This window comes from Promicromonospora sp. NPDC019610 (assembly GCF_044389365.1).
Taxonomy (GTDB): Bacteria; Actinomycetota; Actinomycetes; order Actinomycetales; family Cellulomonadaceae; genus Promicromonospora.
The window spans coordinates 770146-786493 of record NZ_JBIRXX010000002.1 but is presented as its reverse complement, the minus strand read 5'-3'; the positions used below and the strand labels follow the sequence as shown (position 1 = coordinate 786493).

The 16348-nt window shown below is 72.8% G+C and carries 16 protein-coding genes; 9 read left to right on the top strand and 7 right to left on the bottom strand.

Features of this window, described 5'->3' with window-relative positions; all coding sequences use genetic code 11:
• Window positions 1–97 precede the first annotated feature (97 nt).
• On the top strand, window positions 98–2569 hold the full coding sequence (locus ACH45N_RS15175) for an ATP-binding cassette domain-containing protein (RefSeq protein WP_397395229.1): 2472 nt from the start codon (window positions 98–100) through the stop codon (window positions 2567–2569).
• Window positions 2570–2571: 2 nt separating this feature from the next.
• Here ACH45N_RS15175 and ACH45N_RS15170 read toward each other — a convergent pair whose 3' ends face one another.
• Window positions 2572–3261, bottom strand: coding sequence for a response regulator (locus ACH45N_RS15170; protein ID WP_397395227.1), 690 nt, complete (start codon window positions 3259–3261; stop codon window positions 2572–2574).
• Between the two features lie 128 nt (window positions 3262–3389).
• Between ACH45N_RS15170 and ACH45N_RS15165 the strand changes: the two genes are divergently transcribed.
• Both ACH45N_RS15165 and ACH45N_RS15160 read left to right on the top strand, forming a co-directional pair.
• Window positions 3390–4685, top strand: coding sequence for a sensor histidine kinase (locus ACH45N_RS15165; protein ID WP_397395225.1), 1296 nt, complete (start codon window positions 3390–3392; stop codon window positions 4683–4685).
• A 62-nt stretch (window positions 4686–4747) separates the two neighbouring features.
• Window positions 4748–5830, top strand: coding sequence for a fatty acid desaturase family protein (locus ACH45N_RS15160; protein WP_397395223.1), 1083 nt, complete (start codon window positions 4748–4750; stop codon window positions 5828–5830).
• A 63-nt stretch (window positions 5831–5893) separates the two neighbouring features.
• Here ACH45N_RS15160 and ACH45N_RS15155 read toward each other — a convergent pair whose 3' ends face one another.
• A complete protein-coding gene (locus ACH45N_RS15155; RefSeq protein WP_397395221.1) occupies window positions 5894–6763 on the bottom strand; it encodes an NmrA family NAD(P)-binding protein in 870 nt (289 codons plus the stop codon).
• A 58-nt stretch (window positions 6764–6821) separates the two neighbouring features.
• The gene (locus tag ACH45N_RS15150) at window positions 6822–7745 is read right to left on the bottom strand and encodes an oxidoreductase (protein ID WP_397395219.1); all 924 of its coding nucleotides are present in this window, start codon (window positions 7743–7745) and stop codon (window positions 6822–6824) included.
• A 108-nt stretch (window positions 7746–7853) separates the two neighbouring features.
• Between ACH45N_RS15150 and ACH45N_RS15145 the strand changes: the two genes are divergently transcribed.
• The 3 genes from ACH45N_RS15145 to ACH45N_RS15135 all read left to right on the top strand — a co-directional run bounded on the left by ACH45N_RS15145 (window position 7854) and on the right by ACH45N_RS15135 (window position 9418).
• The gene (locus ACH45N_RS15145) at window positions 7854–8513 is read left to right on the top strand and encodes a DNA-binding response regulator (RefSeq protein ID WP_397395217.1); all 660 of its coding nucleotides are present in this window, start codon (window positions 7854–7856) and stop codon (window positions 8511–8513) included.
• A gap of 74 nt (window positions 8514–8587) precedes the next feature.
• Window positions 8588–9001 carry an MmcQ/YjbR family DNA-binding protein gene (locus ACH45N_RS15140; RefSeq protein ID WP_397395215.1) on the top strand — a complete coding sequence of 138 codons (414 nt, stop codon included), beginning with the start codon at window positions 8588–8590 and terminating at the stop codon, window positions 8999–9001.
• A 9-nt stretch (window positions 9002–9010) separates the two neighbouring features.
• On the top strand, window positions 9011–9418 hold the full coding sequence (locus tag ACH45N_RS15135; RefSeq protein WP_397395213.1) for a YybH family protein: 408 nt from the start codon (window positions 9011–9013) through the stop codon (window positions 9416–9418).
• A gap of 19 nt (window positions 9419–9437) precedes the next feature.
• Here the strand turns inward: ACH45N_RS15135 and ACH45N_RS15130 are convergent, their stop codons facing one another.
• Together ACH45N_RS15130 and ACH45N_RS15125 are read right to left on the bottom strand one after the other, a co-directional pair.
• A complete protein-coding gene (locus tag ACH45N_RS15130; protein ID WP_397395211.1) occupies window positions 9438–10475 on the bottom strand; it encodes an NAD(P)-dependent oxidoreductase in 1038 nt (345 codons plus the stop codon).
• 72 nt (window positions 10476–10547) lie between these two features.
• Complete coding sequence (locus ACH45N_RS15125) at window positions 10548–11090, bottom strand: GrpB family protein (protein ID WP_397395209.1); 543 nt, start codon at window positions 11088–11090, stop codon at window positions 10548–10550.
• A 722-nt stretch (window positions 11091–11812) separates the two neighbouring features.
• On the opposite strand from ACH45N_RS15125, the gene ACH45N_RS15120 reads away from it, so the two are divergent.
• Window positions 11813–12511, top strand: coding sequence for a TOPRIM nucleotidyl transferase/hydrolase domain-containing protein (locus ACH45N_RS15120; RefSeq protein WP_397395207.1), 699 nt, complete (start codon window positions 11813–11815; stop codon window positions 12509–12511).
• Window positions 12512–12578: 67 nt separating this feature from the next.
• On the opposite strand, the gene ACH45N_RS15115 is transcribed toward ACH45N_RS15120, so the two are convergent.
• Both ACH45N_RS15115 and ACH45N_RS15110 read right to left on the bottom strand, forming a co-directional pair.
• Complete coding sequence (locus tag ACH45N_RS15115; RefSeq protein ID WP_397395205.1) at window positions 12579–13625, bottom strand: alcohol dehydrogenase catalytic domain-containing protein; 1047 nt, start codon at window positions 13623–13625, stop codon at window positions 12579–12581.
• A 41-nt stretch (window positions 13626–13666) separates the two neighbouring features.
• Window positions 13667–14563 carry a TIGR03621 family F420-dependent LLM class oxidoreductase gene (locus tag ACH45N_RS15110; protein ID WP_397395203.1) on the bottom strand — a complete coding sequence of 299 codons (897 nt, stop codon included), beginning with the start codon at window positions 14561–14563 and terminating at the stop codon, window positions 13667–13669.
• A gap of 216 nt (window positions 14564–14779) precedes the next feature.
• Between ACH45N_RS15110 and ACH45N_RS15105 the strand changes: the two genes are divergently transcribed.
• Complete coding sequence (locus ACH45N_RS15105) at window positions 14780–15811, top strand: tyrosine-type recombinase/integrase (protein ID WP_397395201.1); 1032 nt, start codon at window positions 14780–14782, stop codon at window positions 15809–15811.
• Between the two features lie 144 nt (window positions 15812–15955).
• Window positions 15956–16333, top strand: a complete 378-nt coding sequence (locus ACH45N_RS15100) for a response regulator (protein WP_397395199.1) — start codon at window positions 15956–15958, stop codon at window positions 16331–16333.
• Window positions 16334–16348 lie beyond the last annotated feature (15 nt).

Below are 16348 nucleotides of genomic sequence, written 5' to 3'. Positions count from 1 at the left end.
AGCTGTCCGACACCCCACCGTCCGACACCCCACCGTCCGAGGAACCCCGGCCCGCGCTGGTGTCCGCCTCCGGTACGACTGACACGGAAGGCCGAGCATGAACACGGCGAGCACAGCCACCAGCACCACCGCCCGCACGGACACGCCGTCGGCCGGTGTCCACCCGGCGGACACGCACGACCTGATCCGGGTGCACGGCGCGCGGGAGAACAACCTCAAGGACGTGGACCTGGAGATTCCGAAGCGCCGGCTGACGGTGTTCACCGGGGTCTCGGGCTCGGGCAAGAGCTCGCTGGTGTTCGCGACCATCGCCGCGGAGTCGCAGCGGATGATCAACGAGACCTACAGCGCGTTCGTGCAGGGCATGATGCCGTCGCTGTCGCGGCCGGACGTGGACCTCCTGGAGGGGCTGACGACGGCGATCGTCGTCGGGCAGGAGCGGCTGGGCGCCAACCCGCGCTCCACGCTCGGCACCGTGACCGACACCAACGCGCTGCTCCGGCTGCTGTTCAGCCGCCTGGGCACGCCGTCGGCCGGCCCGGCGGTCGCGTACTCGTTCAACGTCCCGGCCCGCACGGCCAGCGGCGTGATGACGTCGTCCACGGGCGAGAAGCAGATCGTGCGCGAGGCGACGTACCACGGCGGCATGTGCCCGACCTGCGAGGGCCGGGGCACCGTCTCGGACATCGACCTGAGCGAGCTCGTCGACGAGGACAAGTCGCTCAACGAGGGCGCCATCACGGTGCCCGGGTACAAGGCGGGCGGCTGGTCGGTGCGGTTCTTCACCGAGTCGGGGTTCCTCGACGGTGACAAGCCGATCCGCGACTACAACGAGACCGAGCGGCACGACTTCCTGTACCGGGACGCGACCAAGCGCAAGATCGGCGGCGCCAACCTGACCTACGAGGGCCTGGTGCCGCAGGTGCGGCGCTCGATGCTCACCAAGGACCGCGACGCGCTGCAGCCGCACCTGCGCGCCTTCGTGGACCGGGCGGTCACGTTCATCACCTGCCCCGACTGCGGCGGTACCCGTCTGGCCCAGGCCGCCCTCGCCTCCCGGATCCGGGGCATCAACATCGCCGACGCGTGCGCCATGCAGATCGGCGACCTGGCCGACTGGGTGCGCGGGCTGGACGAGCCGTCCGTCGCGCCACTGCTGGCCAACCTGCAGCACCTGCTGGACAAGTTCGTCGAGATCGGGCTGGGGTACCTCTCGCTGGACCGGCCCTCGGGCACGCTCTCCGGCGGTGAGGCGCAGCGCACCAAGCTGATCAGCCACCTCGGCTCGGCGCTCACGGACATCACCTACGTGTTCGACGAGCCCACCATCGGCCTGCACCCGCACGACATCCGGCGGATGAACGACCTGCTGCTCCAGCTGCGGGACAAGGGCAACACCGTGCTGGTCGTGGAGCACAAGCCGGAGACCATCGCGATCGCCGACCACGTCGTCGACCTCGGGCCGGGCGCCGGCAGCGACGGCGGCACCGTGTGCTTCGAGGGCATCGTCGAGGACCTGCGCAAGAGCGGCACGCTGACCGGCCGGCACCTGGCGGACCGGGCCTCGCTGAAGGAGTCCCCGCGGGCCGCCACGGGCGCCCTGGAGATCCGCGGCGCGAGCACGCACAACCTGCGCGACGTCGACGTCGACGTGCCCACGGGCGTGCTGTGCGTCGTCACGGGCGTCGCGGGGTCGGGCAAGAGCTCCCTGATCCACGGTAGCCTCGCGGGACGCGACGGCGTGGTCGTGGTGGACCAGTCCGCCATCAAGGGCTCGAGCCGCTCCAACCCCGCCACCTACACCGGGCTGCTGGAGCCGGTCCGCAAGGCGTTCGCCAAGGCCAACGGCGTCAAGCCCGCGCTGTTCAGCGCCAACTCCGAGGGCGCGTGCCCCACCTGCAACGGCGCCGGCGTGGTCTACACGCAGCTCGGCTTCATGGACACCGTGGCCACCACGTGCGAGGAGTGCGAGGGCAAGCGGTTCCAGGCGGCCGTGCTGGAGTACAAGCTCGGCGGTTCGACTGGTGGTCCGGCCGACGGCTCGGCCGACGGTTCGGCCGACGGCGGGAAGAACATCGCCGAGGTGCTGGCGATGTCGGTGGCCGAGGCCGAGGAGTTCTTCGGGTCGGGCCCCGCCCGGACGCCGGCGGCGCACAAGATCCTGCAGCGCCTGGCCGACGTCGGTCTGGGGTACCTGAAGATCGGGCAGCCCCTGACCACGCTGTCCGGGGGTGAGCGGCAGCGCCTCAAGCTCGCCACGTTCCTGGGTGAGGACGGCGGCGTCTACGTGCTGGACGAGCCCACGGCGGGCCTGCACCTGGCCGACGTCGAGAACCTCCTGGCCCTGCTGGACCGCCTGGTCGCGTCCGGCAAGTCGGTCGTGGTCATCGAGCACCACCAGGCCGTCATGGCGCATGCCGACTGGATCATCGACCTGGGTCCCGGCGCGGGGCACGACGGCGGCCGGGTCGTCTTCGAGGGCACGCCCGCCGACCTGGTGGCCCGGGCCGAGGCGGGCGAGCCGACCCTGACGGGCCAGCACCTGGCGGAGTACGTCAGCACCCCCTGACGTCAGCGGCCGACGCGCACCAGGCCCGACTCGTAGGCGCAGACCACCATCTGCGTCCGGTCGCGCAGGGCGAGCTTGTTCAGGATGCGCGAGACGTGCGTCTTGACGGTCTGCTCGGCGAGGTGCAGGTCGGTCGCGATCTCGGCGTTGGACCGTCCGGCGGCCACGGCCTTCATGACGTCCAGCTCGCGGTCGGTCAGCCCGCCCAGGGTGCCCGCCACCGAGGCGGGCGTGGCCGGGCGCGCGGCGTAGTCCGCGATGAGGGCCCGGGTGATCCTGGGGGACAGGAGGGCGTCGCCGGCCGCGACGGTCCGCACGGCGTGGGTCAGCTCCTCGGGCGGGGAGTCCTTGAGCAGGAACCCGCTCGCGCCCGCGCGCAGCGCCGAGAACACGTACTCGTCGGCGTCGAACGTGGTCAGCATGATCACCTTGGGCGGGGTGCCGGGCATCGCCAGGATCGTGCGGGCGGCGTCCAGGCCGTTGACCTTGGGCATGCGGATGTCCATCAGCACGACGTCGGGCTGCACCCGCCGCACGACGTCGCTGATGCCCGCGCCGTCGTCGCTCGTGCCGACCACCGTGATCCCCTCGTGCGCGTTCAGGAGGGCCTCGAACCCGGCACGGATCATCGACTGGTCGTCGACGATCAGGACCCGGATGTCGCGCCCGACGGCGTCGGGAGGTGGTGGCATGGGGACAACCTAACCTGGGAGGGAGCGCCGCCCTCTGCCCCGGGGGCCGACGCGACCCGAAAGTATGACACCGGGGTCCGTCGTACGGGTGACGCGCCACGGGCGCACGAGCGCATAACCTGCGAGTGATGACGGATCACCCACCCGAGACGCCGCCGCGGCCGCGTTCCCTCAACCGGCTGCGCTCGCTGACGCGACTGGACGTCAGCGCCGTGTCGATCGCCCGACGCGAGGTCGTGTGGCTGTGGTCGCTGGTGTCGGTCGCGGCCGTGACGCTGGTCGCCGTCGGCTGGCCGGTGACCGCGTCCGGCTACGGCACCCACCCCGCGGCCGCGATGGCCTTCACGCTCGTCAACTGCGCCGCCGCGATCCTGGCGGTCCGCTGGCCGTGGGCCGGGCTCGCCGCGTCGGTCGCGGGCGCCCTGCCCCTGATGATCGTCACCGCCGGCGCCGGCCCCGAGTGGCCCTGGCCGTGGCCGGTCACCGTGCTGCTCGCGCACTGCCTGACGGTGTTCGTCCTGGCCCTGCGCCACTCCTGGTACTGGGCGGCCTCCCTGTGGTCGGTCGGGGCGATGCTGACCGTATGGGCGCCCGCGGTCCTGAGCGACGGCGGGCACCCGTCCGCCTTCGCCAACGGTGTCGTCCTGGTCTCCCTGAGCGGCGGGTTCGCGCTGGTCGGTGTGATCGTGCGGCTGTGGAGCCTGAGCGTGCTGCGCATGGAGCAGGCCGAGCGGCTCAGCGCCGCCGAGAAGAGCCGGCGCCGTGAGCTGGAGGAACGCAACCGGATCGCACGCGAGCTGCACGACGTCGTCGCGCACAGCATGTCGGTCATCACCGTCCAGGCGTCCACGGCGCGCTACCGCCAGCCGGGCCTCGACGAGGCGGTGCAGCGCGAGTTCGAGGAGATCGCCGCCTCCTCGCGGCGCGCCCTGGGGGAGATGCGCGGGCTGCTCGGCATCCTCCGCGGCCACGACACGGCACCCACGGCGCCCCTGCCGGGCCTGTCCGACGTCACGGGGCTGGTCGAGTCCACCCGGGCCTCCGGCGTGGCGATCACGTACAACGCGGACACCGGCCCCGACACCGGCCCTGACAGCGAGGCCGCAACGGAGGTACCCGAGGTCGTCGGGCTCACCGCGTTCCGGCTGGTCCAGGAGGCGCTGAGCAACGCCCTGCGGCACGCCCCGGGCTCCGCGATCGTCGTCACCATCACCGACGACGGGCACGAGCTGCGGGTCAGCGTCACCAACACGCCTCCCGACCGCGACGACGAGCCGACGCCGGGTGCCCGCCTGGGCCTGGCCGGCATCCGGGAGCGTGTCGCGGCGCTCGGCGGCACGGTCACCGCCGGTCCCACGCCCGACGGCGGCTTCGAGCTCGCCGCGACCCTGCCCGTCGAGGACCCTGACCCGCTACCTGCGTAGGGGGTGAGATTGGCTCCTGCGGGGGACGCGCGGTGCACGACCGAGTTCCTAGGTTGACGCCCATGACGACCGAAGCCCCGCCCCGCCCGGCCCGCCAACGACGCACGGCCCGCAACGCGCAGACCAACGACTACTTCGAGCTCGTCGAACGCGCCAACGCCGCGGGCCTGATGGGACGTCGGGTCGGCTGGTACATCGGCCGCACCATCGGATTCACCGTCGCCCTCGGGGTCGCGTTCGCGCTGCTGCTCACCCTCGGCGACACCTGGTGGCAGCTCGCCGTGGCGGCGCTGTTCGGCGTCGTGTTCACCCAGGGCGCCTTCCTCGCCCACGACGGCGGCCACCAGCAGATCTTCAGCACCGGGAAGCACAACGAGTGGTTCTCCCGCATCATCGGCAACCTCGGCGTCGGGCTGAGCATCGGCTGGTGGAACCGCAAGCACAACAAGCACCACGGCAACCCCAACGTGATCGGCAAGGACGGCGACATCGCCACGGGGGCGCTCGTGTTCGTCCCGGGGGAGGAGGCCGGGCGCACCGGGTTCCTCGGCTGGGTCACCCGGCGGCAGGGCTGGCTGTTCTTCCCGATGCTGGCGCTGTTCGGCCCGGTGCTGCACGCGAACTCGGTCCAGACGCTCGCCACGACCCCGGCGATCAAGCACCGCGGGGCGGAGAGCGTGCTCCTGGGCATCCGGCTCATCGGGTTCCCCACCGTCGTCCTCCTGACCCTCGGGCCGGTGCTCGGCACGGCGTTCATGCTGGTCCAGCTCGCCACCTTCGGGCTCTACATGGGCGCCACGTTCGCCCCCAACCACAAGGGCATGCCGCTGCTGCCCAAGGACACCAGCATCGACTTCCTGCGCCGCCAGGTCCTCACCTCGCGCAACATCCGCGGCGGACGGTTCGTCGCCTGGGCCATGGGCGGCCTCAACTACCAGGTCGAGCACCACGTCTTCCCGCGGATGCCCAGCGTCAACCTCCGCCAGGTCCGCCCCATCGTGCAGGAGTTCTGCGCCGAGCGCGGCATCCCCTACACCGAGACCGGGCTGTTCGAGTCCTACGGGATCATCGTCGAGTACCTCAACCGCGTCGGCCTGGGGTACGCCGACCCGATGGACTGCCCGATCGTCGCGCAGTACCGGTGACCCACCGGGCAGCTGACCCAGGCCGGTGACCCAGGCCGGTGACGCCGGGCAGGACGGGCCGGCTCAGGCGGACGCGCGGACGACGACGTCCAGCGCCGCCGGGGCCTGGCCCGTCAGCCGCAGCACCTCCCGCGACACCCCGCTCCAGCGGTCCTCACGGACCGAGGCGAACATGCTGCAGTACGCGTACGTCCACCACGGGTCCTCGCCGGCCCTGGCCAGCTCCTCCGCCAGGGCCGGCGGCGGCACGTCGGTGTACCGCACCGGCCGCCCCGCGACCCCGCTCAGCACCCGGGCCACGGCCTCCAGGGACGACGACGCCGGTCCCGTCAGGTCGTGGGCCCGCCCGCTCGGCGGCAGCACCGCCAGCGCCGCCAGGCACCGGCCGACGTCCGACCGCGAGACCAGCGACACCCGACCGGCCCCGGCGGGGACCCGCAGCTCACCCGAACGCAGCGCCGGACGCAGGAACGCCGCGAAGAACTCCGTGAACAGCGACGCCCGGGCGAACGAGAACGCCAGCCCGCTGCCCTCCAGCAGCCGCTCCGTCCACCCGTTGGTGAACGCGTAGCAGAACGGCGAGGCCAGGTCCGCGTCCACCCCGCTCAGGTACACCACGTGGCCCACCCCGGCGTCGACGGCGGCCCGCACCACGTTCTGGTGCTGCACCAGCATCCGCGCGGCCTCACCGTCCCCGGACACGAACACCAGCACGTCGACACCGCCCAGCGCCGCCACCAGCGACCCCGGCTCGTCGTAGTCCGCCCCCACCGCCGTCACCACGCCCGACCGCCGCACCCGCTCGGACAACCTCGCCGGCACCGCCGCCGGACGACGCGCGAGCGCCACGACCTCGTGCCAGGCGCTCGCGGCCAGGAGGTTGACGACCTGACTGCCGAGCGCGCCGGTCGACCCGGTGACCGCGATCCTCACGCAGGTCAGGGTACGCGAGCCGCGGCGACGGCCCGACGGCACGGCTCGCGTCCAGGGACTACGCGATCCCGTCCAGCACCGCCAGCTCCTCCTCGGTGAGCCGCAGGGCGCTCGCGGCGACGTTCTCCTCGAGGTGCGCCACGCTGCCGGTCCCGGGGATCGCCAGGACGTGGGGGCCGCGGTGCAGGGTCCAGGCGAGCCGTACCTGCGCCGGGGTGGCGTCGTGCGCCGCGGCGATCGCCTCCACCTCGGCCCGGCCGGTGTCGTCGGCGCCGCCCGCAGGGGAGGCGCCCGGGACTGCCGCCCCCACGGCGAAGAACGGGACGAACGCGATGCCGCGCTCCCCGCACAGGGTGACCAGGTCGTCGTCCTCGCGGTGCGTGAGGCCGTACTGGTTCTGCACGCACACCACGGGCGCGATGGTCAGCGCCTCGGTCAGCTGCTCGGCGAGCACGTTGGAGACACCCAGGTGGCGGACCAGGCCCGCCTCGCGCAGCTCCGCGAGCGCCCCGAAGTGCTCGGCGACCGACTCGGGTGCGCGGCCCTCGCCCGCCATCCGCGTGCCCCAGCGCAGGTTGACGACGTCGAGGTGGTCGCGGCCGAGCTGGCGCAGGTTCTCCTCGACCTGGCCGCGGAGCTGGTCGGGTCGCGCCATGGGCTCCATCTGCCCGTCGCGTGACCGGGCCGGACCGACCTTCGTGGTGATGACCAGGTCGTCGGCGTAGGGCTGCAGGGCGGTGGCGATCAGCTCGTTCGCCGAACGCGTGGGGGTGAAGTAGAACGCCGCGGTGTCGATGTGGTTCACGCCGAGCTCGACGGCCCGGCGCAGCACGGCGAGCGCCGAGCCGCGCTCCCGGGGCTTCTCGTCCCAGGGCATGCCCATCAGCCGCATGGCGCCCAGCCCGATGCGGTGGACCGTGCGGTCGCCGAGCTGCCACGTGGTGGGGGTAGAGGCGGAAGTGGTGGTCATCTCTGTGGTCATGAAGCCAGCCTCGCGCCGCGCCCGCCCGATCCCGCGGCGCTGGCAGGTTGTTGCCGTCTCCCGGGCCGCGCCTGGTGCCGCCTCGCGCCGCCAGGCATGATCGATGTCATGCAGACGGGCGAGATGGTCACCATCGTGCACGGCGAGCGCGAGCTCATGGAGCGCACCGCGCACCTGATGGCCTCCGCCACCGACGTCGCCTGCGCCGCCAACGACCTCGCCACCTGGGCCAGGGCACAGGCGTCCGGCGAGCTCGCCGAGGCGATCCGCACCCGCCGGCCCGGCGACGTCCACATCCGCAAGGTCTACCGCTCCGCCCTGCTCCTGGACCCGGTCGCCGCCCAGGGCCTGGCCCGCGACCGCGACCGCCACGGCGCACAGATCCGCATCACGAGCGACGAGATCAACGAGACGATCATCCTCGACCGCCGCCTCGTCATCCTCGCCGGCGACGTCCGCGCCGGGCAGCGCAGCTACAGCGTCATCACCCAGCGCGAGACCGTCCAGGGCGTCACATCCCTGTTCGACGCCGCCTGGCGCTCCGCCACCGACCTGGACGTCTACGACAGCCGGATCGCCGAGATCCGCCAGCTCGCACCCCAGGTCCTGGACCTCCTCAGCCAGGGGATCAAGGACGAGACCGCCGCCCGCACGCTCGGGCTCGGCGTGCGCACCTACCGCCGCCGCGTCGCCGAGCTCATGGACGCCCTCGGCGCCGGGTCACGCTTCCAGGCCGGGGTCCGCGCCCGGGAGCTCGGCCTCGTCTGACGCACCCCGACCTCGTCCGACCCACCGAGCCGCACCCCGCGGGCGTGTCAGTGGCGGGTGCAAGACTCACGCACGTGACCGAACGCGCACCCGTCCCCGCCGACGCCGTCCAGCGGCTCGCCGCGATCCTCGAACGCCTGCCCGAGTGCCACGAGCACGACGCCTGGACAGGCGTCGCCTGGAAGACCCGGGACGCCACCGTCGCCCACGTGTTCGGCGGCGAGGACGGCCAGGTCCGGATCACCTTCCGCGCCGACCCCGACGAGGTCGCGGCGTTCCAGCACCTCGGCCCCCAGTACTTCAAGGCCGACTGGGGCACCAACGTCGTCGGCCTGATCCTCGACCAGCACACCGACTGGGACGAGCTCACCGAGCTGCTCACCGACTCCTACTGCATCCAGGCCCCGCAGCACCTCGCCGACCAGATCGACCGACCCGAACCCACCACCCCCGGCGCACCCCAGGCCACGACGGCACCCACTGAGTAACCTCGAAAGATGACCCAGCGAACCACCGTCGAGACCTGGATCCGCGACTACGAACGCCTCTGGCGCACGGCCGGCACCGACGGCCTCGCCGAGCTCTTCACCCCCGAAGCCACCTACCTGCCCTCACCCTGGGCACCACCCGTCGTCGGGCTCCCGGCGCTCGCGGAGTTCTGGGAGAGCCACCGCGACGGCCCCGACGAGGAGTTCACGCTGACGGCGCAGGTGCTCGCCGTCGACGGGCCGACCGCCGTGGTCCGGGTGAACGTCGAGTACCTGGAACCAGGGGACCGGTGGCGCGACCTCTGGATCCTGGAGCTCGACGACGACGGGCGGTGCAGCGCGTTCGAGGAGTGGCCCTTCGCACCCGGCCAGGACAGCGCGGCAGGCCAGGACAGTGCAGGCCAGGACAGCCAGTAGGGGACGTCAGCAGGGTCGGTCAGTAGCCGCGGTCCCGGGCGACGGCCGACGCCGGGCGGGACCCCGCCCGGATCGCCGTCAGCGCGACGTCGAGGCCGGCCACGACGTCGGACGGGAGGGTGAGCCCGGAGACGTGCGGCGTGATCGTGACGTCGGGCCGCCGCCACAGGGGTGACGACGCCTCCAGCGGCTCCTGCTCGACGACGTCCAGCGTGGCGTGCCGCAGCCGGCCCGTGTCGAGCGCGTTCAGCAGCGTCGTGGTGCGGACCGCGGAGCCGCGACCGATGTTGACCAGGTGCACCCGCTCGAAGGCCCGCAGCAGCGCGGGCGTGACCAGCCCGTCGGTCTGCGGGGTGTGGGGGAGTGCGAGCACGAGGACGTCGGTGCACGCCGCATCGAACGCCTGTTCGGTGGTGGCGGGAGTGGCGGGAGTGGCGGCGCCGAACGCCTCGGCAAGGGGGAGGACGGCGTCGAAGGCGTCGTCGGGACGACCTGTCCGGCTCAGACCCACGACGCGGTACCCGAGGGTCGCCAGGGTCCGGGCGATCGCCGCGCCCATGGCGCCGGTGCCCACGACGGCGGCCTCGCGACGTTCGGGCGACGCGGGCGGGTTCGACGCGTCCCAGGTCGCCGTCGTCGACAACGCGAGGTACCGGGCGGCCTGCCAGCGCTCCGCGAGGACCCAGGTCAGCACGTACTCGGCGATCCGCCCGGGCATCGTGCCAGTGGTGCGGGTCAGGACGACGTCGTCCGGCAGGGCCGGTGCCAGGTGCTCGACGCCGGCGAAGGGGGAGTGGACCCAGGCGGCGCGGACCGCCTGCGTCGGATCCGTCGTGACCGCGAGCGTCGCGTCCGTGTCGGTGACCTCCAGCCCGTTCGAGCGCGCCCATCGCGAGAGCGCGTCGTGCCAGCCCGGATCGACGTCCGCACCGAGGCGCACGGTGGGACGGCGGCGGAGCGTCGCGGCGAGGTCAACGATCTCGGGGTCAGTGCCGACCGTGTGATTGCCGGCGGGGTCAGGTACAGCGGGGTCAGGTGCGGCGGATCGAGAGGTCACGCGGTGATTCTGCCGGTACGGACACGCTGGTTCTGATGCGAGGCGCGCCCAGCGGACGAGGGCTTCGTTATGTCAGAACGCCCGCGCCTGCGAGCTCCAGGCGCGGGCCTGGTCCATCAGCTCGCCGATCAGGGGCGCCTTCCCGGACCGGTACCGCACACGGTCCCGCCGGTCCTGCGCCGCGAGCTCGGTCTTCAGCGCGGCGCACCGCCGCGCCGCCTCGGGATGAGTCCGCAGGTAGTCGCGGAACAGCAGCCAGTCGCGCCTACCGGCGGACGCGTGCTCCACGACGTGCAGGTGATGCGTGCGCAGTTCCGCCGACGGGAAGCAGACCGACCACGTGCGCCGTTCGACGTCTCCAGGTTCCGGGGCGTGCACCCAGCCGATCCTGAGCAGCCCAGGGAGCGCCCGAGCGAAGGCTCCGTGGTCGTGGACGAGGGCGAGCATGTCGATGATCGGCTTGGCCGGGAGCCCGGGCACCGACGTGGACCCGATGTGGTCGACAGGTGCGACCAGGTAACCGGCCAGCACGCGCTCCAGGGCGCGCCGCTGGGCGTCGAAGTCGTGCTGCCAGCGCGGGTCGTGAGGCTGGATGACGATGGGATCCTGACGCACGAACACAGCGTGGCACAGCGCCGTGCCTGACCCGTCGTGTCGAACCCGGGGATCGCGGCAAGTGTTGAGATCTGCCACTTCCAGGCTAGATCCGATAATGCACATTATGTCATTACGGCGTGAGAACGGCCCGGAGAGCAGGTCCCCCGGACGCGACGCATCGAGTCGCAGCACGAGCGTCAAGTCGCACAACGAGCCAAGGGCGGCCATGAGCGGCGGTCGCCATGCCCCGCGCCGACCCTCAGACGGCCAGGCCAGTCCATCACCTTTGAGGCCCGGCTTTCTTCGCTTTGACTCGGCTCAAAGCGAAGAAAGCCGGGCCTCAAAGGTGATCGGACGACGGGGCCACACCGCGCCGCCGCTTGTCCGAACGGTTGATCACCACGCTGCCGGCCGCGAACCGGTCACCGAGCCGCCGCCTGCGAACTCTTCACCGCCGAACCGGTCACCGCCGAACCGGTCACCGCCGAACCGGTCACCGTCGCGCGGGCGGAACCGCGTGCAGATGTCGGCTCGACTGCTCGAGCGTCTGCGCGGTCGCGCTCCTCGGCTCACCCATGCGGCCCCACCCCCTACCCAACACCCAGCACGACCACCCAAGAAACTTAAAGCATTGTGTATAGAGCAACACAACTGTCTTTCACCATCAAACAGGATCATCACGATACCAGGACCGATTTTCCGCGGCGCCGCCCCGCACCGCGGGCATACGCTCCGAGACGATGAACCTCGCCGGGATACTCGCCGCCTCCACGAGCACCGCCGTCCTCGTGGAGGGTGAGAGCGACCGCGTCGCCGTCGAGGCCCTCGCCGCACGGCTGGGCCTCCCCCTCGCCGACCTCGGCGTGCAGGTCGTCGCCATGGGCGGGATCACCAACATCGGCCACCACCTCGTCGCCCTGTCCGGTGAGCGCCCGGCTTCCGAGCAGGCTTCCGAGCAGGCGTCTGGTCAGTTGCCAGGTCAGCCATCTGGTCGAGCACCCGGTCAGCCGCCCGGCCTGCCGGGCATCAGCCCACAGGACGCCGTCCGCGCCTTCCGTGTGGGCGGCCTGTACGACGCTGCCGAGGAACGCTTCGTGATCAAGGGCCTGGACCGCGTCGGGCTCCGTCCGGAGGCCGACACCACTCCCCTGTCCGACCACGGCTTCTTCCGCTGCGAGCGGGACCTCGAGGACGAGCTCATGCGGGCGGTCGGCACCGACGGGTTCCTGGCCCTGATCGAGGCGGAGGGCGAGCTGCGCAGCTTCGAGCGGCTGCGGGGCCAGCCCGCACAGCGCGAGCGCACCACCGCCCAGCAGCTGCACCGCTTCATCGGCTCCAAGGGTGGCCGCAAGGAACGCTACGGACGGCGCCTCGCCGAGACACTCCCCCTGGACCGGGTGCCGGCCCCGCTCGACGCGCTCCTGCGCTGGGCCACCTGACCCGAAGCCCCGCGAGCGGGGCCCGAGAGCAGAGCCCCGCGAGCCGCCCGACCCCCGAGCGCCGTCCTCACGCCCGCCGCGGGTCGAGCACCACCATCCCGGCGCGAGGCGCGGTGTCCATCGTCGGCACCAGCGCGGCCGCCTCCGCCATGCCCACGACACGGTCGAGCAGGTCCTGGGGCCGGAGCGCGCCGGAGCCGACGAGGTCGAGCATCTCCGGGTAGTCGACGGCGGCCATGCCGTGGCTGCCGAGCACGTCGAGCTCCCAGCCGATGACGCGGCCCATCGGTACGCGCGGTCCGCCGTCGACGGGCGGGAAGAGCCCGACCTGGACGTGGCGGCCGCGTCGGCGCAGGCTGAGGATCGCGTCGGCGCACGTCTGCTCGCTGCCGACGGCGTCGAGCGCGACGTGGGCGCCGCCGTCGGTCAGCTGGTGGACGGCGGCGGGGACGTCGAGGCCGTCGGCCAGCACGGCGCGCTCGGCACCGGCACGGCGGGCGGCCTCCAGCGCACCCTCGGACCGGTCGACGGCGATGACGTGCGCCCCACGGGCCACCGCGATCATGACGGCGCTGAGCCCGACGCCGCCCGCGCCGACGACCACCACCCACTCCCCTGCCCGGACCCGGGCGCGGCCGGCCACGGCCCGGTAGGCGGTGGCGAACCGGCAGCCGAGGCTCGCGGCCGCCTCGAACGTGACGCCCTCGGGGATGGCGACGAGGTTGGCGTCGGCGGCGTGGAGCACGACGAGCTCTGCGTACGACCCCCAGTGCGTGAAGCCGGGCTGGGTCTGGACGGGACACACCTGCGCCTGGCCGCTGCGGCACCACTCGCAGGTGCCGCAGCCGCTCACGAACGGCACCGTGACGCGGTCCCCCTCGCGCCACCGGGTGACGCCGGCGCCCACCTGCGCCACGGTGCCCGCCAGCTCGTGCCCGGGCACGTGCGGCAGGGCAGGGATGTCGGGGTCGTGCCCGGCCCAGGCGTGCCAGTCGCTCAGGCACAGCCCGGTGGCGTGCACGCGGACGACGACGCCGCCGTCGGGCGCGCTCACGTCGGGGACCTCCCGGACGGAGGTGGGGCCCTGGAACTCGTCGAAGAGGATCGCTCGCACGAGCGGATTCAACCACGCGGGACCGACACCCCGACGCCCCCTCACTCCCCCGCGAGGATCCGCAGCACCGGGGTGAACGCGTCGACCAGCTCCTCGGAGACCACCAGGTAGGAGATGCCGAGGCGCTCGCGGCGGTCGCGGAGCTGGTCGGCCATGTCCTGGGGCGAGCCGCTCACCACCGAGACCGCCCCGGAGGCCGCGAGCGCCGTCGGGTCGATGCGGTCGGCGAGGTAGCGGGGTACGGCGTCGCCGACGGCCATGAGGTTGACGTTCAGCTCCAGGGGTGCGGGGCCGGGGCGTGCGGCGTCGCGCAGGTGGTCGATGAGTGCGGCCGCGGTGTCCGCGTCGGCGTCGAGCGGGATGCCGAGGGCGACGGCGTCGGCGTGCCTGCCGGCGAGGGTGAGCATGCGGGTTCCGCCGGCGCCGATCAGAAGCGGCACGTGGGGCGGCTTCGTGCCGTACGGGGTCACGGTGGCGTCGGTGGTGGTGTAGTGCTCGCCGGTGGTGGTGACGGTCTCGCCGTCGAGCAGGCGGCGGATGATGTCGACGGACTCGGCGAGGCGGGTCACGCGGACGCCGGGCTTGTCGAAGGGTCGGCCGAGCATGGCGTTGTCGGGTCCGGTGCCGGGGTGTCCGGCGCCGATGCCGAGCTCGAAGCGGCCGTCGGACAGGACGGCGACGGTCATGGCGTCCTTGGCGACGAGCACGGGGTGGCGGAAGTCGTTGGCCAGGACGTAGGTGCCCAGGTGCAGGTGGGTGGTCGCGGTGGCGGCCGCGGCGAGCATGGGCAGCACGGACAGGCCGTGGGCGATGCTGTCGGGCAGCACGAGGGTGTCGAAGCCGAGGCGCTCGATGTGTCGTGCGTGGTCGAGCCAGGCGGCACCGGTGGGTGCCGGCGAGGCGACGACGCCGAAGCGGAAGGGTGCTGTGCTGTTCACGGGTCTCTCCGTCCTGGGCGTGTCCCTTGGTCCAGGTAACGGGGCGCGCCGGGTGGGCGCAAGCACATTCGTCGGTGGGCGAAGCCGCGTGTGCGCAAACCTGCGTCGTCGGGTGTCGCCGCTCCCGGGCGGATGCCGGGGTCGAGGTCCCGTCGCAGGTCAGCGGCATATTCCGGCATATCGGGAGTGTCAGTGGTCCCGCTTAGGGTGGCGGTCATGGTCGCTCCTCCGCGCCTCGAGCGCATCACTGTCGACGAAGCCGCACGCCGTTACCTGGCGGCGGTCGAGGTCGAGACGATCCGTGGTGTCCTGTCCCCTGCCACGGCGCGCAGCTACACGCGTGACGTGACGGAGTTCGGGCGGCTGACGGGCCGTGAGCGCATCCTGGACGACGTGACGGGTGCCGACGTCGACACGGTGCTGGTGCGGTACCAGTCCGCGCCCGACGCCCGGTACACCGACCCGGACCGCAAGGCGGGGCCGGGTCGCAGCACGGCGACGGTCAACCGGTTCCGGCAGTCGGTCACCCGGTTCTTCGCCTACGCCGCGCGGGAGTGCTGGGTGCAGGCCGACCCGATGCAGTGGGCGGCGCCGCCGGCGAAGGTGCGCGGCACCCTGCGCACCGCGCGCACGGCGCTGTCCGCGAGCGCGGCGCGGAGCCTGCTGACCACGCCGCCGTCGGACACACCCGTGCGCACGGACCAGGACCTCGCGCTGCGTGACCGGCTCGTGGTCGCGCTCCTGCTGGTCCTGGGTCCGCGGGTCTCGGAGCTGGCGCGCACCGATGTCGACGACGTCGCCCGGGAGCCGGAGCGCACGACGTGGCGCATCCGCGGCAAGGGTGGCAGCACCCGCACGGTGACGCTGTCCCCGCCTCTGGCGCGCGCCCTGGAGGACTACCTGACGAACCTGCGGCCCGCCCTGGCCGCGAAGCGCCCGCAGGACGCGGACGCGCAGCGGGCGCTCCTGCTGTCGTGGCGTGGACGGCGTATCGACACGCAGGCCATCCGCGCCCTGCTGGCCCGTGCCGTGCGTCGTATGCCGGCGCCCTACCGGCGGGAGGCCACGCCGCACGCCCTGCGGCACACCACGGCGACCCTGCTGGTGGCGGACGGGTGGGACGTGAAGGTCGTCGCGGAGCTGCTCGGGCATGCGTCGATCGCCACCACCGGCGTCTACCTCGACCGCATCGAGGGCGAGCTGGCCGCCGCCATCCGGTCCCACCCCCTGGCGGCCGCGATCGAGTGACGCGGGACCTCGGTGCGAGGTCACCAACCGTGGCACGATGAGAGCCGCGAGAGGGACCACGGCACACGGACGAACGCTGCAGGAGCGCACGGTGAGCACACTCGACCCGAGGACGTCCGGCACGGCCGCCCCGGCGGCGGCCCGGTGACCCGCCGGATCCTGGTCGTCGACGACGACGAGGCGATCCGCGAGGTCGTGCGCACCGGACTGGAGGTGGTCGCCGGGTGGCAGGTGCGCGTGGCCCGCAACGGGGAGCAGGCCATCACCCTGTGCGGCACGGACCCGCCGGACGCCGTCCTGCTGGACGTCATGATGCCCACGATGGACGGACCGACGACGTTCGCGCGGCTGCAGGACGACCCTCGCACCCGTAGCGTGCCGGTGATCCTGCTGACCGCCAAGGTGCAGCCCGTGGAGCGGCGGCAGTACGACGACCTCGGTGTCGCCGGTGTGCTCGCCAAGCCGTTCGACCCGCTCACGCTGCCCGACCAGATCGCGGGGCTCCTCGGCTGGCGCCGCTGACCTGCAGCCCCGGCA

Coding starts and splice junctions, on each gene's coding strand:
- ACH45N_RS15170 (WP_397395227.1), bottom strand. CDS start 3,261: ATGCCACCACCTCCCGACGCCGTCGGGCGCGACATCCGGGTCCTGATC.
- ACH45N_RS15150 (WP_397395219.1), bottom strand. CDS start 7,745: ATGACCACAGAGATGACCACCACTTCCGCCTCTACCCCCACCACGTGG.
- ACH45N_RS15145 (WP_397395217.1), top strand. CDS start 7,854: ATGCAGACGGGCGAGATGGTCACCATCGTGCACGGCGAGCGCGAGCTC.
- ACH45N_RS15135 (WP_397395213.1), top strand. CDS start 9,011: ATGACCCAGCGAACCACCGTCGAGACCTGGATCCGCGACTACGAACGC.
- ACH45N_RS15105 (WP_397395201.1), top strand. CDS start 14,780: ATGGTCGCTCCTCCGCGCCTCGAGCGCATCACTGTCGACGAAGCCGCA.
- ACH45N_RS15165 (WP_397395225.1), top strand. CDS start 3,390: ATGACGGATCACCCACCCGAGACGCCGCCGCGGCCGCGTTCCCTCAAC.
- ACH45N_RS15120 (WP_397395207.1), top strand. CDS start 11,813: ATGAACCTCGCCGGGATACTCGCCGCCTCCACGAGCACCGCCGTCCTC.
- ACH45N_RS15160 (WP_397395223.1), top strand. CDS start 4,748: ATGACGACCGAAGCCCCGCCCCGCCCGGCCCGCCAACGACGCACGGCC.
- ACH45N_RS15175 (WP_397395229.1), top strand. CDS start 98: ATGAACACGGCGAGCACAGCCACCAGCACCACCGCCCGCACGGACACG.